16 protein-coding genes are annotated in these 16,167 nt (G+C 50.7%); 13 read left to right on the top strand and 3 right to left on the bottom strand.

Going from position 1 to position 16,167, the window contains the following annotated elements; translation table 11 throughout:
- Positions 1-4 precede the first annotated feature (4 nt).
- From P8H26_RS10255 to P8H26_RS10245, 3 genes are all read left to right on the top strand, one after another.
- Entirely contained in the window at positions 5-895 is an 891-nt protein-coding gene (locus tag P8H26_RS10255) for a F0F1 ATP synthase subunit gamma (protein ID WP_289632869.1), read from the top strand.
- A 17-nt stretch (positions 896-912) separates the two neighbouring features.
- Positions 913-2,394, top strand: coding sequence for a F0F1 ATP synthase subunit beta (atpD, locus tag P8H26_RS10250; protein ID WP_289632867.1), 1,482 nt, complete (start codon positions 913-915; stop codon positions 2,392-2,394).
- A gap of 179 nt (positions 2,395-2,573) precedes the next feature.
- A complete protein-coding gene (locus P8H26_RS10245; RefSeq protein ID WP_121994146.1) occupies positions 2,574-2,981 on the top strand; it encodes a F0F1 ATP synthase subunit epsilon in 408 nt (135 codons plus the stop codon).
- A gap of 105 nt (positions 2,982-3,086) precedes the next feature.
- Here P8H26_RS10245 and P8H26_RS10240 read toward each other — a convergent pair whose 3' ends face one another.
- From P8H26_RS10240 to P8H26_RS10230, 3 genes are all read right to left on the bottom strand, one after another.
- Positions 3,087-3,233 carry a hypothetical protein gene (locus P8H26_RS10240; RefSeq protein WP_162994585.1) on the bottom strand — a complete coding sequence of 49 codons (147 nt, stop codon included), beginning with the start codon at positions 3,231-3,233 and terminating at the stop codon, positions 3,087-3,089.
- 75 nt (positions 3,234-3,308) lie between these two features.
- Positions 3,309-3,608 (bottom strand): hypothetical protein, encoded by a 300-nt coding sequence (locus tag P8H26_RS10235; RefSeq protein ID WP_289632866.1) that lies wholly within the window; start codon positions 3,606-3,608, stop codon positions 3,309-3,311.
- A 233-nt stretch (positions 3,609-3,841) separates the two neighbouring features.
- Positions 3,842-4,519, bottom strand: a complete 678-nt coding sequence (locus P8H26_RS10230) for a GntR family transcriptional regulator (protein WP_289632865.1) — start codon at positions 4,517-4,519, stop codon at positions 3,842-3,844.
- Positions 4,520-4,816: 297 nt separating this feature from the next.
- On the opposite strand from P8H26_RS10230, the gene P8H26_RS10225 reads away from it, so the two are divergent.
- The 10 genes from P8H26_RS10225 (at position 4,817) to P8H26_RS10180 (ending at position 16,161) form a co-directional block, all read left to right on the top strand.
- Positions 4,817-5,710, top strand: a complete 894-nt coding sequence (locus P8H26_RS10225) for a dihydrodipicolinate synthase family protein (RefSeq protein WP_289632864.1) — start codon at positions 4,817-4,819, stop codon at positions 5,708-5,710.
- Positions 5,711-5,827: 117 nt separating this feature from the next.
- Positions 5,828-7,105 carry an FAD-binding oxidoreductase gene (locus tag P8H26_RS10220; protein ID WP_289632863.1) on the top strand — a complete coding sequence of 426 codons (1,278 nt, stop codon included), beginning with the start codon at positions 5,828-5,830 and terminating at the stop codon, positions 7,103-7,105.
- 9 nt (positions 7,106-7,114) lie between these two features.
- Positions 7,115-8,116, top strand: a complete 1,002-nt coding sequence (locus P8H26_RS10215) for a 4-hydroxyproline epimerase (protein ID WP_289632862.1) — start codon at positions 7,115-7,117, stop codon at positions 8,114-8,116.
- Positions 8,117-8,535: 419 nt separating this feature from the next.
- Entirely contained in the window at positions 8,536-9,444 is a 909-nt protein-coding gene (locus tag P8H26_RS10210) for a branched-chain amino acid ABC transporter permease (RefSeq protein WP_289632861.1), read from the top strand.
- 1 nt (position 9,445) lies between these two features.
- On the top strand, positions 9,446-10,828 hold the full coding sequence (gene livM / locus P8H26_RS10205) for a high-affinity branched-chain amino acid ABC transporter permease LivM (RefSeq protein ID WP_289632860.1): 1,383 nt from the start codon (positions 9,446-9,448) through the stop codon (positions 10,826-10,828).
- A gap of 17 nt (positions 10,829-10,845) precedes the next feature.
- The gene (locus P8H26_RS10200; protein ID WP_374708272.1) at positions 10,846-12,123 is read left to right on the top strand and encodes an ATP-binding cassette domain-containing protein; all 1,278 of its coding nucleotides are present in this window, start codon (positions 10,846-10,848) and stop codon (positions 12,121-12,123) included.
- A complete protein-coding gene (locus P8H26_RS10195; RefSeq protein ID WP_374708282.1) occupies positions 12,123-12,854 on the top strand; it encodes an ABC transporter ATP-binding protein in 732 nt (243 codons plus the stop codon). Before P8H26_RS10200 ends, P8H26_RS10195 begins: the two co-directional genes overlap by 1 nt.
- A 206-nt stretch (positions 12,855-13,060) precedes the next feature.
- Positions 13,061-13,405, top strand: coding sequence for a DUF6867 family protein (locus P8H26_RS10190; protein WP_289632936.1), 345 nt, complete (start codon positions 13,061-13,063; stop codon positions 13,403-13,405).
- 305 nt (positions 13,406-13,710) lie between these two features.
- A complete protein-coding gene (locus P8H26_RS10185; RefSeq protein WP_289632856.1) occupies positions 13,711-14,823 on the top strand; it encodes a branched-chain amino acid ABC transporter substrate-binding protein in 1,113 nt (370 codons plus the stop codon).
- Positions 14,824-15,042: 219 nt separating this feature from the next.
- Positions 15,043-16,161, top strand: coding sequence for a branched-chain amino acid ABC transporter substrate-binding protein (locus P8H26_RS10180; protein WP_289632855.1), 1,119 nt, complete (start codon positions 15,043-15,045; stop codon positions 16,159-16,161).
- Positions 16,162-16,167: the final 6 nt, after the last annotated feature.

Raw genomic sequence — 16,167 nt, 5'->3', positions numbered from 1 at the left:
ACGGATGCCTTCACTAAAGGATCTGAGAAACCGTATCGCCTCGGTTAAGGCGACGCAGAAAATTACCAAGGCGATGCAAATGGTCGCCGCGGCAAAACTGCGTCGTGCCCAGGAAGCAGCCGAAGCGGCACGGCCGTATTCTCAGCGGATGAGTGCAGTTCTGGAAAATATTGCCCAGAATGTAAGCGGTGATGATGCACCGAAACTGATGGCGGGTTCGGGTAAAGACGATGTGCATTTGCTCATCGTCGCTACCGCGGAACGCGGTCTGTGCGGTGGTTTCAACTCGCAGATTGCACGTCTCGCCCGTGAGCATACCCGCCAGTTGCTGGCAAAGGGTAAGACAGTAAAAATCATTACTGTCGGCAAAAAAGGTGCGGACATTCTGCGTCGCGATTTTGGCGGACTGATCATAGATCATGTTGATCTGCGTGAAGTTAAGCAGCTTGGCTTTACCAATGCCGACCAGATTGGTCGCAAAGTGATCGCGCTTTTTAACAAAGGCGAGTTCGACGTTGCAACGCTGTTCTACTCGCAGTTCAAGTCGGTGATCAATCAGGTTCCGACAGCTCAGCAGCTTATTCCGGCTTCAGCGAATGCTGGTGCAGGTGATGCTGGGGAAGCGGTTTCTACTGGTGGTGCGATCTATGAATATGAGCCGGATGCGGCTGGTATTCTTGATGATCTTTTGCCGCGCAACATCTCTGTCCAGATTTTCAGCGCCTTGCTTGAAAATGTGGCCGGTGAAATGGGCGCAAAAATGAGTGCGATGGATAACGCAACGCGTAATGCGGGCGATATGATCAACAGATTGTCGATCACATATAACCGTCAGCGTCAGGCTCAGATTACCACGGAACTGATCGAAATTATTGCGGGCGCGGAAGCGCTCTAATCGGAAGGTAAGGATCGATGGCTAAAGCAGCGACACCGAAAACTACCAAGACCACGGCAAAGGCTAAGTCCGGCGAGGCTGCATCTGGTGCAGTCGGCCGTATCAAGCAGGTCATCGGCGCTGTCGTCGACGTCCAGTTTGATGATCATCTGCCTCTGATCCTGAACGCGCTGGAAACCGACAACCTCGGTAACCGTCTCGTTCTGGAAGTTGCTCAGCATCTTGGCGAAAACACTGTACGTACCATTGCTATGGACTCGACCGAAGGTCTGGTTCGTGGTCAGGAAGTACGCGATACCGGCGATGCGATCCGCGTTCCGGTAGGACCTGAAACACTCGGCCGTATCATGAACGTGATCGGTGAGCCAGTTGATGAAGCTGGTCCGATCGTGACTGCTGCGACCCGCGGTATTCACCAGCCGGCACCTGAATATATCGAGCAGTCACCTGAATCTGAGATTCTGGTAACCGGTATTAAGGTTGTGGATCTTCTCGCCCCTTACGCTAAAGGTGGTAAGATTGGTCTGTTCGGTGGTGCGGGCGTTGGTAAAACCGTTCTCATCATGGAACTTATCAACAACGTGGCGAAAGCCCACGGCGGTTACTCCGTATTTGCCGGTGTTGGTGAGCGTACCCGTGAAGGTAACGATCTCTATCACGAAATGATCGAATCCGGCGTTAACAAGCTGGGTGGCGGCGAAGGCTCGAAAGCAGCTCTCGTTTACGGTCAGATGAACGAGCCGCCAGGTGCGCGTGCCCGTGTTGCTCTCTCCGGTCTGACGATCGCTGAAAGCTTCCGTGATGACGGTCAGGACGTTTTGTTCTTCGTGGACAACATCTTCCGCTTCACACAGGCTGGTTCTGAAGTGTCCGCGCTTCTTGGCCGTATTCCTTCCGCTGTGGGCTATCAGCCTACACTGGCAACGGATATGGGTCAGATGCAGGAACGCATCACCACCACGCACAAAGGCTCGATCACTTCGGTGCAGGCGATTTACGTTCCTGCCGATGACTTGACCGATCCGGCGCCTGCGACTTCGTTTGCGCACTTGGATGCGACAACGGTTCTTAACCGTTCGATCGCTGAAAAGGGTATCTATCCTGCGGTTGATCCGCTTGACTCAACATCCCGTATGCTTGACCCGATGATCGTTGGTGAAGAGCATTACGATGTTGCCCGTCAGGTTCAGTCCATTCTGCAGCGCTACAAGTCGCTTCAGGACATCATCGCCATCCTTGGTATGGACGAATTGTCTGAAGAAGATAAGCTGACAGTGACCCGTGCCCGTAAGATCGAGCGCTTCCTGTCCCAGCCGTTCTTCGTGGCTGAAATCTTCACCGGTTCGCCAGGTAAACTGGTTGATATGGCCGATACCATTAAAGGCTTTAAAGGTCTTTGCGCCGGTGATTACGATCATCTGCCAGAAGCAGCCTTCTACATGGTCGGTTCGATTGAAGAAGCGATTGAAAAAGCACAGAAGCTGGCACAGGCCGCTTAATGTGATTGGTCAGGCAGGCTTTGGTCTGCCTGACCGTTCTTACAAGAGGTGCGTCTCATCAGACCCTCTTGGAAAGCACAGTTAAATCTGACGGCGCTGTTTGATGCGCTGACCTATAGAATTCAACGCCGGAACACTGTTTTACAGAGCAGCTTGTTCAGGAAATTTGAGTGAGAATCATGGCTGGAACCTTCAAATTCGAACTGGTATCACCGGAACGCCTGTTGCTCTCTGCTGAAGTGAGCGAAGTGGTCATTCCCGGTAGCGAAGGCTATCTGACAGTTCTGGCCGGTCATGCTCCTTTGATGACCACCATCATTCCTGGTAAAGTAACAGTCAAAACTGCTGACGGTAAGAGCGACGCTTATATCGTTTTCGGCGGCTTCACTGACATTACGCCGGAAGGTTGCTCATTGCTTGCAGAATCCGCACTTCATATTGATGAAGTTAAGCGTGAAGACATTGCAGCCCGCATCGAGCATGCACGTCAGCTGATTGATGATGCAGCTTCAGCGGAGCATCGTACAGCAGCAGAATTGTTCCTGCATCAATTGACAACGCTGGAAGGCGCTATTCTTCCTGCGTAAGTTGATGTTGTGATTATTAAAAAAGCCGCGATATTTATATCGCGGCTTTTTTATTTTCTGAATTCATTTTCAGGCTAGGTTCGGACGGTAGTCATCCTTAGCAAATCAGTTTTGCTCTATGGAGACACCCTGTTCTCCGATTTTCAATTCAACGCCTTTTGGCTTGGATTCCTGCTGATAAGTGTAGATTGAAAAACCGATAATCACGACAATCAGCGCTCCGAGCAGAATATACAATCCGTTTTTATTCATAAAACCTCAGTGATTATTTCTATGGGAAGACCTCAGCGCTACGCATATGAGGCCGCGCTTCAGGCAATGGACAAATTAGCGGCGAGCTAACAGGGCAAGCACCAGACCAATACCTGCAACAACTGCGGCGGCAGCGAGAGGATTTTCACGGGCTGTTTCTGTCATCACCTGTGCCTGATGACGCACCTCGCGGGCTGCAACCCGACCGTGTTTGCGGAGGCTTTCATAGGTTTCTGCCGCGTTCTCGCGGGCATCATCGTATAATGCAGAACCTTGATCAGAAAGTTTTTTGGTCACAGAAGCCAATTCATTTTTCAATTCGGCAATCTGTTCTTCGAGGGTTTTTTCTGCATCATTACGCAATTTGGAAGCCATGCTGATCTCCTTGTTTAAACATGAGGGATCCTTAAAGGCTGAGCTTTAAGGATCAGACGTGTTAGTCAAAGAGATAACGAAGCAGGATGGAATAGGTTCCTGAAAAGAGAAAAGGGTGTGCTAGAGCGTGTCGCGTTTAATCGTATCCACTCCACTCCACTCCACTCGCTCTATCTCTTTGTTTTTACGCATGTCGTTATCGGAAAACCGGTGCCCGCTTTTCCGGGGCATGCTTACGGCGTAAGCGTACGCAGATAGGTTATCAGTTCTTTTGCGCTTTCAATTGCAGCATCTTCATCACGGGAGACAATGGCTTCAATCATGCGTGTATGGGCGGCGGAGGAATCCTGCAAACTGTTGTCACGACGCAGGCGGAACCAAAAGCGGCGGCTATGGCTTTGCAATGGTGCCGCCAGCCGTGTGGCGTAAGCATTTAATGATGCGCTGCCCAGAACTTCATCAAAAGCTTTATCGGCATCGAGAAACAGAGGAATATCCTGCGTCACGGCAGCCTGTTTCATCAGGACCGCTGCTTCATGTAGTTTTTCATGCTCATAGGCACCGGAATAGCGGGCGGCATCACGGCAGAGTATTTGCTCCACACCTTCGCGGGCATCTAGAACTTTCGTGAAATCTTTCGGATCAAGCGCAGTAATGGCAATTCCCGAACGCGGGCGCACTTCCATTAGTCCTTCCCATGCCAAACGCTGTATCGCTTCACGTACCGGCGTGCGCCCCATGCCTGTCAGTTCAATAAGTACACGCTCATTGATGACACTACCCGGCTGTAGTTGCAGGGTAACGATATGGCGCTCAAGCACACGATAGGCCTGATCAGACAGGCTGAGAGCCGAGGGCGCAGGAGTGGCAGCATTCTGCTGTTCGGTGGTCAGTGTTGTGTTCCCTGACATAATGGCTTTGCGTCCTTATTATTCGTAAGCAGTCAGTGGCGCCGGAGTCATTGTCGGCGGAACGAGGGCGCTGCTTTTGTTTCTGTGGAGCCGATATTGCCGCGAGGGAAATATTCAGGAGCGTATGAAATTTAATGATGATTGACTGAGGGATACTACAAGAATGTGCTTTTCTCAATATCAGCAAAAACAGGCTCTTTGTTGTGCGGGATTTTATCATGGTTTTTTGCACAAAAATAATTTGACGGCTCGTACGAATTTAGATATATCAGAAATATATCAATTGGGAGAGAGACAATGTGGTCAGGTATTTTTCCGGCAGTCACAACCAAATTCACTGAAAATGATGCGCTGGATCACAAAGAGATGGAGCGTTGCTTCGGTTTGCAGATCGACGCAGGCGTAGACGGCTTTGTAGTTGGCGGCTCATTGGGTGAAGGCCCTATGCTGTCGGGAGAAGAAAAGCTGGAGGTTTTCAAAACCGCCCGCTCCGTTGCCGGAAAACGTCCGGTGCTGATGACTGTTTTTGAAGCCGGAACCCGTGAAGGTGCAGCCGCAGCTAAAGCCGCTGCAAAAGCCGGCGCAGATGGCCTGATGGTTGTTCCGAGCCCGATCTATTTCACCAATCCTCAGGAAACCGTTACCACGCTGAAAGCTATGGCTGCAGCCGGTGGCCTGCCGGTGATGATCTATTCCAACCGCATGGCCTATCGTGTGGATGTGACCGGTGAGTGCCTTGAAGAACTGGCGAAAGACGATCTGTTTGTTGCGATTAAAGAATCGTCAGATGATATCCGCCGCACCATTGATATCGTCAATCAGTTCGGTGATCGTTTTGATCTGTTCACCGGTGTGGACAATCTGGCCTTTGAGGCGCTTACAACCGGTGCAATCGGCTGGGTTGCGGGTGTTGTGACTTCGCTGCCGCGTGAAACTGTTGTGCTGTATCAGCTCATCAAACAGAAGCGCTATGATGAAGCGCTGCCGCTTTATCGCTGGATGCGCCCGCTGCTTGATCTCGATGTTTCAACCTATCTGGTGCAGAATCTCAAGCTGATCGAAGTTCATGCTATTCAGTCGAATGACCGCGTTCGTCTGCCGCGACTGCCGCTGAGCGGAGAGCGCCGCGCACAGGTGGAAAAGATCGTAAAACAGGCTCTGGCCAATCGTCCGGAACTGCCAAAAATCTGATCAATTGAACCCCGGTTAATTCAAAAATAATCGGGGTTTTTTGATAGCAAGAATGTATTTTACGGCGTAAGGTCTGCACAAGCTGAATAACAATAAGAGTAGCAGGCAGGAGGGCACATGGCGTCGGTCAATAGCGTCAATGTGGGTGGGAATCAGAATAATTCTGAGGTCATTATTATCGGGGCAGGTATTGTCGGGATCGCTACAGCAGCTTTGCTGAGTGAGGCGGGACATTCTGTGCTGGTTCTGGATCGCACCGGTATTTGTGAGGAGACAAGTTCCGGTAATGCGGCAGCACTGGCATTTTCAGAAGTGTTGCCGCTCGCCTCTAAAGGCGTGATGAAGAAGGTTCCACGCTGGCTGCTGGATCCTCTGGGACCTTTTGCAATCCGGCCGACATATTTGCCTAAATTGCTGCCTTGGCTTTACCGGTTCTGGCGGGCGAGCAGTGATACTGCGTTGCGTAGCAGCACACAAATGCAGGGGCAGCTGATGCGGCTGGCCGAGCAGGAAATGCTGGCTCTGGCAGAACGTGCCGGTGTAATGCATATGATCCATCATGAAGGCAATCTCGAGCTTTATGAGAGTGAAGCTGAGTTGCAGGCTGCAATGGCAGGCTGGGAAGCTAAAAAGCAGGCCGGTATTGATTTTGCCATTGTGCGGGGCGCAGAGCTTGCAGCGCTGCAGCCGGGATTGTCGCCGCAATTTGTGGTTGGCTGTTTTGTGCCGAAATGGAAGAATGTTTCCGATCCGAAACTCTATGGTAAAGCACTGTGGAGCTATGCGGAAAAGCTTGGCAGTCGCTTCCGGCAGGCCAGTGTTGCTGCGGTTGCACGCTTGCAGAGCGGTGCAGAGGTAACACTTGCGAATGGTGAAAAGCTGCAGTGTAAAAAACTGATTATTGCCGCCGGTGCATGGTCGCATCAGTTGAGTGCGCAGCTGGGCGATGCAGTGCCTTTGGAAACAGAACGCGGATATAATACCACATTGCCGGTCGGGGCATTTGATGTGCGTCGTCAGCTAACATTTCCGGGGCATGCCTTTGTTGTAACGCCGCTGACAACGGGCGTGCGTGTCGGCGGGGCTGTGGAGCTTGGCGGGCTGAAATTACCTCCGAATTATGCCCGCTCGGCAGCGATGCTGAAAAAGGCAAAGCAGTTCTTACCGCAGCTCAATACAGAGGGCGGACGGCAATGGATGGGATACCGTCCTTCAACGCCGGATAGCTTGCCGGTCATCGGTTTCTCCTCTGCAACGGATGATGTTGTGTATGCTTTCGGTCACGGACATCTCGGGCTGACACAATCTGCTGCGACCGCGCGGCTGGTTACACAACTCCTCAATCATGAAAAAACTGCGCTGCCTGTCAGTGCCCTTAGTCCCAAGCGCTTTTGAGAAAACATCATGGCAAAACATTCCTTCTTCTGTGTCGATGGTCATACCTGCGGAAACCCTGTACGGCTTGTAGCCGGCGGAGGCCCGAACCTGCATGGTTCAACTATGATGGAAAAACGGGCGCATTTTCTGGCCGAATATGACTGGATTCGTACAGGACTGATGTTTGAGCCGCGCGGCCATGACATGATGTCAGGTTCTATTCTTTATCCGCCGACACGGGATGATTGCGATGTGGCGGTTCTGTTTATTGAAACATCAGGCTGTCTGCCGATGTGCGGACATGGCACCATCGGCACAGTAACTATGGCGATTGAGCAGGGGCTGATTACGCCAAAAGTACCGGGCAAAATCAATCTGGATACACCGGCAGGCAAAGTCGCGATCGAATATGAGCAGAATGGCCAATATGTCGAAAGCGTGCGTCTGACCAATGTTCCGGCATTTCTTTATGCCGAAGGTCTGGAAGTGGAATGTCCTGATCTCGGCATGCTGAAGGTTGATGTCAGCTATGGCGGCAATTTCTATGCAATTGTTGAGGCGCAACAAAATTACACGGATCTTGCCGATTATTCGGTACTGGATCTGATCGGTTGGAGCCCTGTTTTGCGCCAGCGACTCAATGAATTATACCGTTTTCAGCATCCGGAACTGGCCGATATCAACCGCCTCAGCCATATTCTGTGGACAGGAAAACCGACGAAACCGGAAGCCCATGCCCGTAATGCAGTATTTTACGGAGAGAAAGCGATTGATCGTTCACCATGTGGTACCGGAACTTCAGCCCGTATGGCGCAGCTTGCTGCGCGGGGAGAGCTGAAGGCGGGTGACAGCTTTGTTCACGAATCCGTGATCGGATCGCTGTTCCACGGACGCGTGGAAGCGGACGCTCAAGTTGCTGATAAAAAAGCGATAATTCCGTCAATTGCGGGTTGGGCGCGCATGACCGGATATAATACGATTTTTATTGATGACCGTGATCCTTTTGCGCATGGGTTTGTAGTTCGTTAAAGACGTCGCAAACTGAACATTGTTCAATTTTTATAACAATGCAGATGTGCGATTGACCCGCAATAAATTATGAGTAATCTAAATTTCAGGGCGCAGGGCAGGGGGACTATAATACTATATTACTAGTCGTTATTTCTATAGTTTCTGTGTAAGCGGGCAATCCGGCTTTGGTCATATTCGGCCAATTGGGGGAGATTCTCGTTTCTGCTTCACAGAAACTATCGGAGTGCGGTTGCCTGCAAATCTGAAATAAATACCGCCGGTTTGTCCGAAGGACAGACGGCAGACTATAAGATGCTGGACAAGGCTGAAGCAGGTTTTTGCTTCTGGATTGTGCAGTAGGAGTAAACGATCTGAAATATAAGGGAAGTGCCTATAAAAGGCGAAAATAATTCAGATCAGAAAAGGGTGACTTTGCAATGGAATATTTTATCCAGCAAGTGATCAACGGGCTCACGCTCGGGTCGATCTACGGATTGATCGCCATCGGCTATACCATGGTTTATGGTATTATCGGCATGATCAATTTTTCTCATGGTGATGTTTTTATGCTCGGCGCCTTTATGGCGCTTATTGTTTTTTTGCTGCTGACAACTTTTGTTGGTGCGGTTCCTGTGGTTCTTGCAATCTTGCTGATGATGATTGTCGCCATGATACTGACAAGTATGTGGAGCTGGACCATTGAGCGGGTTGCCTACCGGCCTCTGCGCGGTTCTTTCCGGCTTGCACCACTGATCACAGCAATCGGTATGTCCATTGCGCTGTCTAACTTTGTTCAGGTCACCCAGGGTCCGCGTAACAAGCCGATCCCTTCACTGATCAATGAATCCTACTCCGTGTTCGGTACCAATATTATCATCTCGCTCAAGCAGATTATGATTATTGTCGTAACAATCGTACTGCTCACGATATTCTGGTATATTGTTAACCGTACATCCTTAGGGCGCGCCCAGCGTGCCTGTGAGCAGGATCGCAAAATGGCATCGCTGCTCGGTATCAATGTGGATCGCACGATTTCCCTGACATTCGTTATGGGCGCGGCACTCGCTGCTGTTGCGGGTACTTTGTATCTGACCTTCTACGGCGTTATTTCGTTCACAGATGGCTTCATTCCGGGCGTTAAGGCGTTTACCGCAGCTGTTCTCGGTGGCATCGGCTCTCTGCCGGGTGCTGTGATCGGCGGTTTGCTGATCGGTCTGATCGAGGCGCTCTGGTCCGCTTATTTCTCGATTGATTATAAAGATGTTGCAGCATTCTCGATCCTTGCGATCGTGCTGATCTTCATGCCTTCCGGCATTCTTGGCCGCCCAGAAGTTGAGAAGGTGTAAAATGACAGACCGTTTTCAATCTTCTCCTAAAACTGTCCCATCGGATTTCGCAGCCGGTATCCGTGAAGGTATCATTGCGGCAATTCTTGCCTTTGGCTTGTTCGTTCTGATTGTTGGTTTCAAAACCGAACAGAATATCAATAATGAACTGGTGCTGGTTCAGCGCTGGGGACTACTGTTTACACTGGTTGCTTTGTCCGGTGTCGGTCGTTTCCTGCATCGTGCTTTTCTGGTGCCTTATATGGCAAAGCGCGGGAAAGCCGAGAAACATGTTGCCGTCAATGGTGATGTATCGTTTTTCCGCAAGAATTTCTCGAAACTGGCCATCCTGTTTCTGTTTATCTATCCGGTGCTGATTGTTCTCACTCTCGGTTTTCAGGGCTCGCTGAAATGGGTGGATAATTTTGGCGTGCAGATCCTGATCTACATCATGCTGGCATGGGGGCTGAACATCGTTGTCGGTCTCGCGGGTTTGCTGGATCTGGGTTACGTGGCCTTCTACGCGGTTGGCGCTTATTCCTACGCTTTGCTGTCGTCCTATTTCGGCCTGTCTTTCTGGACGCTGCTGCCGGTTGCCGGTATTCTCGCAGCTTTCTGGGGGATTATTCTCGGATTTCCGGTGCTGCGTCTGCGGGGGGATTATCTTGCGATTGTGACACTGGCCTTCGGTGAAATTATCAGACTTGTGCTGATAAACTGGACGGCCGTCACCAAAGGCACCTATGGTGTGTCCGGTATTGCCAAAGCCACATTCTTCGGCATTCCGTTCAAGGCCGGTCCTGATGGTTTTGCTGCAACTTTTGGTCTGCAGTTCTCCGCAGCGCATTATAAAATCTTCCTCTATTATGTTATTCTGTTGCTGGCGCTTTTGACTGCATGGGTCACAATTCGTCTGCGCCGCATGCCGATCGGTCGTGCATGGGAAGCGCTCCGCGAGGATGAAATTGCCTGCCGTGCACTGGGTATCAATACGACAACCACGAAGCTGACTGCTTTTGCGACCGGCGCTATGTTCGGTGGTTTTGCCGGTGCCTTCTTTGGAGCGCGTCAGGGTTTTGTTAGCCCTGAATCCTTCATCTTCCTGGAATCTGCGGTTATTCTGGCCATTGTGGTTCTCGGTGGTATGGGCTCGCTGATCGGGATTGCAATTGCTGCAATCGTGATGATCGGTGGCACGGAAATTCTACGTGAGCTCTCATTCCTGAAAGCTGTTTTTGGGCAGAGCTTTACGCCTGAACTTTATCGCATGCTGATTTTTGGTCTGGCGATGGTTGTGGTGATGGTCTGGAAACCGCGTGGTTTTGTCGGACATCGTGAACCGAGTGCCTTCCTGAATGAGCGCAAGCTGGTGTCCGGCTCCTTTACCAAGGAAGGGCATGGCTGATGGCGGGGACAACAAATATGGCAAATTCTGAACTTGCTGAAAAAAGACTAAACGCCGATACAATTCTGAAAGTCGAACATCTTTCCATGCGCTTTGGCGGACTGGTTGCGATTAACGATTTGAGTTTTGAAGCCAAACGCGGGGAGATCACTGCGGTGATCGGCCCGAACGGTGCAGGTAAAACCACGGTGTTCAACTGCCTGACCGGTTTTTACAAGCCGACCGGCGGTATGGTGACGATGCATCACAAAAACGGCGATAAGTTCCTTCTTGAACGGATGCCTGATTTTGTGATTACCAAAAAAGCGAAGGTCGCCCGTACTTTCCAGAACATCCGCCTGTTCACAGGTCTGACTGTTCTGGAAAACCTTCTGGTTGCCCAGCACAATCCGCTTATGGTGTCATCCGGCTTTACCTTTCTGGGGCTTCTCGGATTTCCTGCCTATAAAAAAGCAGCCAAGGATGCGATTGAAAAAGCCCGTGTCTGGCTTGAGAAAATCAATCTGATCCATCGTGCGGACGATCCGGCCGGCGATCTGCCTTATGGCGATCAGCGTCGTCTGGAAATCGCCCGTGCGATGTGTACAGATCCGGAAATGCTGTGTCTGGATGAGCCTGCTGCCGGCCTTAACCCGCGTGAATCTGCGGAACTCAATAAGCTGCTGCTTGCTATCCGTGATGAAACAGGGACATCAATCCTGCTGATTGAGCATGACATGTCGGTGGTTATGGAAATTTCCGACCATGTGATCGTGCTTGAATACGGGACAAAAATCTCCGACGGCGCTCCGAGTTTTGTGCAGAATGATCCGAAAGTTATTGCGGCCTATCTCGGCGTTGATGATGACGAGGTCACAGATCTGATCGAAGGCTCCGGCGGCGACGTCGGGCAAGTCGATCAGCTGGTCACTCAGCTTGCGGATGTCGATCCTGCGGCTGAAGTCGCAGCACCGGAACATCTTGCCGGTGGTCTGGATGCACCGCGTGGTGGCGCAGCCGATAATCTGACGCTGATTAAGGGCATTGGCAGCGTCAATGAGACCAAGCTCAATGCGCATGGCATCTATCATTTCGATCAGATTGCCGCATGGTCTGAGGCAGATATCAAACTGGCTGAGACCTATTTGAGCTTTGACGGTCGTATCACGCGCGAAGATTGGGTCGGGCAGGCACGCCAGCTGGCGAGCGGTGGTCAAACTGAGTTCTCTGCCCGTGTTGAAGACGGTCAGGTACCTTCCAGCCACGAGACATCTGCTGATAAGGCTTCAAACAAAAAATCCGAGGGGGGTAAATGATGCAGGCTCAGAACCCGCTTCTGGTTATTGATAAGGTTGAGACCTTCTATGGCAATATCTGCGCATTGAAAGGCGTCGATGTTACCGTGCAGTCCGGTGAGATTGTCACTTTGATCGGTGCAAACGGTGCCGGAAAATCGACTCTGATGATGACGATTTTCGGTGCCCCGCGTGCCCGCACCGGACGTATTCTGTTTGAGGGCAAAGACATTACGGCGATGCCGCCTCATGAGATTGCAAAACTGCGTATTGCACAGTCTCCTGAAGGCCGCCGTATTTTCCCGCGCATGAGCGTGATGGAAAACCTGCAAATGGGTGCCAGCCTCGATAATCAGAAATATTTTGATGAAGATGTGAAACTGATGTTTGATCTGTTTCCGCGTCTTAAAGAGCGTATCAATCAGCGTGGCGGCACATTGTCGGGTGGTGAGCAGCAGATGCTGGCTATCGCCCGTGCTCTGATGGCGCGGCCAAAATTGCTGATGCTGGATGAGCCGTCTCTTGGGTTGGCACCGCTGATCGTCAAACAGATTTTCGAGGCGATCAAAGAGTTGAACCGCACCACCGGACTGACTGTGTTTCTGGTGGAGCAGAATGCTTTTGGTGCTTTGAAGCTCGCTCATCGTGGTTATGTGATGGTCAATGGCGTGATCACAATGAGTGGCAGCGGTCAGGAACTTCTGGCTAATCCGGAAGTACGTGCAGCCTATCTTGAGGGCGGTCGTCATTGATACCTAAGGGCGGGGATATTGAAGGGCAGGTTTGCTGCCTGCCCGCATGATTGCCGGAGCGGCCTGTGTTTCATGAGGTCGCAGTTACCGCTCTGGATTTTGTAATTTGTCGCATTATCATCTCGGTCAGGCTGGTCCGCCTGATCATGAAATGCTCTGGCCGGAAATCGCGATTGTGAGATCCGGTGAATATGGGAGAACTACTTATGCAAGGCATTCTCTATGAAGAGCCGTCATTCTGGCTTTTTCTGCTGATCACCTGCATTCTCGGTGGTTGGGCTGCATGGATGACAGGGCGGGCCTGCGCACAGACATGGCGTCCTTATGGGATGTTTGTACTCTATCTTCTGCCGTTGACAGCGATGGTACGCTTTATTCATTTTGCAATGTTTGAAGGCACATTACTGTCCCTGCATTATTATCTTGTAGATTTTGTTGTTTTGCTGATTATCGGTACTCTTGGCTACCGCTTTACAAAAGTGAAGCAAATGGTACGACAGTATAACTGGCTTTATGAACAGACTTCACCATTTTCCTATAAGTCGAAGTAATACAGACCGGAAGGAAAACGAAGAAACGGCATCCCCGATCCGTATTTATAGCGGGGCTGCTTTATAAAATTACAATATTCCGCTTTGCGGGAACGAAGTGAGTATTGTGATGCCTGCCGGAGCTCTGCTTCGGCGTAAACTGCCCGGGGAACCGGTTTTGCTTAATGATTGTAATAAAAATAAACGGCTGGTTATCCGCTGTTTCGTATCCCGAAACGGCAAACCATCCGGAATTAATTAACAAAGAAGCTGAGCTTTGACTGAAGTCAGTTTCCGTAATGATCATTGTAATGGGAGCAGTTAATATGAAAAAAACTTTATTATACAGCGTAGCTTTGTCGGCCCTCGTCGCTTTCAGCGGTTCTGCTCTGGCCGATATTACAATCGGCATCGGCGCACCATTGACCGGTCCGAACGCTGTTTATGGTCTTCAGATCCAAAAAGGTGCTGAAGCTGCGGCTGAAGTCATCAATGCTGAAGGCGGCATGAATGGTGAAAAGATCGTTTTCACGCTTGGTGATGATGTTTCCGATCCAAAGCAGGGCATCTCGGTTGCCAATAAATTTGCCGCTGACGGCGTTAAATTCGTTATCGGCCACTTTAACTCCGGCGTAACTATCCCGGCCTCTGAAGTGTATCAGGAAAACGGCATTCTGGAGATCTCACCAGGCGCGACAAATCCTGTTTATACCGACCGTGGTATGTGGAACACATTCCGTACCTGCGGCCGTGATGACCAGCAGGGTATTGTTGCAGGACAGTATATTGCTGAGAAGTTCAAAGACGCCAAAGTCGCGGTTGTTCACGACAAGACACCTTACGGACAGGGGCTGGCTGACGAAACCAAGAAAGCACTCAATGCAGCGGGTATGAAAGAAACCCTGTATGAAGGCGTGAATATTGGCGAAAAAGACTTTTCTGCACTGATCGCAAAGATGAAGCAGGAAGGCATTACCGTTATTTATTGGGGCGGTATGCATGCGGAAGCTGGTCTGATTATTCGTCAGCTCGGCGATCAGGGTCTGAAAGCGCAGTTCATTTCCGGCGATGGTATCGTGTCGAATGAGCTGGCTTCTATTGCCGGTAATGCTGTTGAAGGAACGCTGAATACTTTCGGTCCTGATCCGCGCAATAATCCGGCCAATGCTGATCTGGTGAAGAAGTTCCGCGATGCCGGTTTCGAACCTGAAGCTTACACCCTCTATTCATACGCAGCGATGCAGTCTCTGGCCGGTGCCGCTAAGGCTGCGGGCAGCAATGATCCGGAAACAGTTGCGAAAGCACTGAAATCGGGTTCGTTCAAGACTGTGCTCGGAGATATTTCGTTCGATGAAAAGGGCGATCCTAAGCTGCCGGGCTACGTTATGTACAAGTGGGAAAAAGGCGCTGACGGTAAGTTCACTTACATTCAGCAGTAAAATCTTTTCGTGAAAATCAGTGAGGCCGGGTGCAGATCCGGCCTTACGTTTGAGAAGCTGCAGCGCCTGAAAAATGGCAGCTGTTAAAAGCTCATCTGATTTCACGCTTTGCGAAATTCTGCCGGAATGTCTCATTCCGGCAGGAAAATGCCGGTGTTCCGGCGCCCTCAGACGCTGTTTCTTGACAGTTTTCTGGGCATATTCATGGGAGTAGGAAATATGAAGAAGTCTCTGTTCTGTGGTGTTGCACTGTCTGCAATGCTGGCCTTTAGCGGCTCGTCATGGGCTGATATTCTGGTTGGTGTTGGTGCACCTCTTACAGGCGGTGGTGCCGCATACGGCGCTCAGATTAAAAACGGCGTGGAAGCAGCTGTTGAAGTTGTGAACGCTGAAGGTGGTCTGAACGGCGAAAAGATCGTTCTGGTTTATGGTGATGATGTCTCTGATCCCAAGCAGGGCATGTCCGTTGCCAATAAATTTGCTGCTGACGGCGTGCAGTTTGTTATTGGTCACTTTAACTCGGGTGTCAGTATTCCGGCGTCGGAAGTCTATGCTGAGAACGGTATTCTGGCGATCGCACCAGGCACAACCAATCCGGTTTATACAGATCGTGGTCTCTGGAATACATTCCGTACCTGCCGCCGCGATGACAATCAGGGCGTTGCCGCTGCCAAATATATTGTCGATAATTTCAAAGACGGCAAAATCGCAATCGTCCATGACAAAACCCCTTATGGTCAAGGTCTCGCGGATGCGACTAAAAACGCAATGAATGAACTGGGTCTGAAAGAAACAGTTTATGAAGGCGTCAATGTCGGTGAAAAAGACTATTCCGCACTGATCGCCAAGCTGAAACGCGATGGTGTTACGGTCATTTACTGGGGCGGTCTGCATCCGGAAGCCGGTCTGATTATTCGTCAGATGGGTGATCAGGGACTGAAAGCGCAGTTCATCTCCGGTGACGGTATTGTGTCCAACGAACTGGCCTCCATTGCAGGTGATGCGGTTGCCGGTGTTCTCAACACCTTTGGTCCAGATCCGCGTGAAGATCCGGCCAATGCCGAGCTGATCAAGAAATTCCGCGATGCCGGTTTTGAGCCGGAAGCCTATACTTTCTATTCTTATGCCGCGGTTCAGTCTCTGGCTGCTGCAGTTAAAGCGGCAGGCAGCAACGATCCTATGACCGTTGCAACCGCTATGAAAGAAAAGGGTCCGTTTAAGACTGTGCTTGGTGACATTTCCTATGACGAAAAGGGCGATCCGAATCTGTCACCTTACGTGATGTTCGAATGGCGCAAAGGCGATGACGGAAAATACAATTATTTCCAGAAAAAATAATTCCTC

Source organism: Pseudochrobactrum sp. sp1633 (genome assembly GCF_030376605.1).
Lineage (GTDB): Bacteria > Pseudomonadota > Alphaproteobacteria > Rhizobiales > Rhizobiaceae > Pseudochrobactrum.
This window is presented reverse-complemented; position numbering and strand designations above follow the sequence as displayed.

Bases quoted from the DNA above. Each gene is read 5' to 3' on its own strand.
- P8H26_RS10225 (WP_289632864.1), top strand. From the start codon at position 4,817: ATGTGGTCAGGTATTTTTCCGGCAGTCACAACCAAATTCACTGAAAAT.
- P8H26_RS10255 (WP_289632869.1), top strand. From the start codon at position 5: ATGCCTTCACTAAAGGATCTGAGAAACCGTATCGCCTCGGTTAAGGCG.
- atpD (WP_289632867.1), top strand. From the start codon at position 913: ATGGCTAAAGCAGCGACACCGAAAACTACCAAGACCACGGCAAAGGCT.
- P8H26_RS10190 (WP_289632936.1), top strand. From the start codon at position 13,061: ATGCAAGGCATTCTCTATGAAGAGCCGTCATTCTGGCTTTTTCTGCTG.
- P8H26_RS10235 (WP_289632866.1), bottom strand. From the start codon at position 3,608: ATGGCTTCCAAATTGCGTAATGATGCAGAAAAAACCCTCGAAGAACAG.
- P8H26_RS10245 (WP_121994146.1), top strand. From the start codon at position 2,574: ATGGCTGGAACCTTCAAATTCGAACTGGTATCACCGGAACGCCTGTTG.
- P8H26_RS10185 (WP_289632856.1), top strand. From the start codon at position 13,711: ATGAAAAAAACTTTATTATACAGCGTAGCTTTGTCGGCCCTCGTCGCT.
- livM (WP_289632860.1), top strand. From the start codon at position 9,446: ATGACAGACCGTTTTCAATCTTCTCCTAAAACTGTCCCATCGGATTTC.
- P8H26_RS10210 (WP_289632861.1), top strand. From the start codon at position 8,536: ATGGAATATTTTATCCAGCAAGTGATCAACGGGCTCACGCTCGGGTCG.
- P8H26_RS10230 (WP_289632865.1), bottom strand. From the start codon at position 4,519: ATGTCAGGGAACACAACACTGACCACCGAACAGCAGAATGCTGCCACT.
- P8H26_RS10200 (WP_374708272.1), top strand. From the start codon at position 10,846: ATGGCAAATTCTGAACTTGCTGAAAAAAGACTAAACGCCGATACAATT.
- P8H26_RS10180 (WP_289632855.1), top strand. From the start codon at position 15,043: ATGAAGAAGTCTCTGTTCTGTGGTGTTGCACTGTCTGCAATGCTGGCC.
- P8H26_RS10220 (WP_289632863.1), top strand. From the start codon at position 5,828: ATGGCGTCGGTCAATAGCGTCAATGTGGGTGGGAATCAGAATAATTCT.
- P8H26_RS10195 (WP_374708282.1), top strand. From the start codon at position 12,123: ATGCAGGCTCAGAACCCGCTTCTGGTTATTGATAAGGTTGAGACCTTC.
- P8H26_RS10215 (WP_289632862.1), top strand. From the start codon at position 7,115: ATGGCAAAACATTCCTTCTTCTGTGTCGATGGTCATACCTGCGGAAAC.
- P8H26_RS10240 (WP_162994585.1), bottom strand. From the start codon at position 3,233: ATGAATAAAAACGGATTGTATATTCTGCTCGGAGCGCTGATTGTCGTG.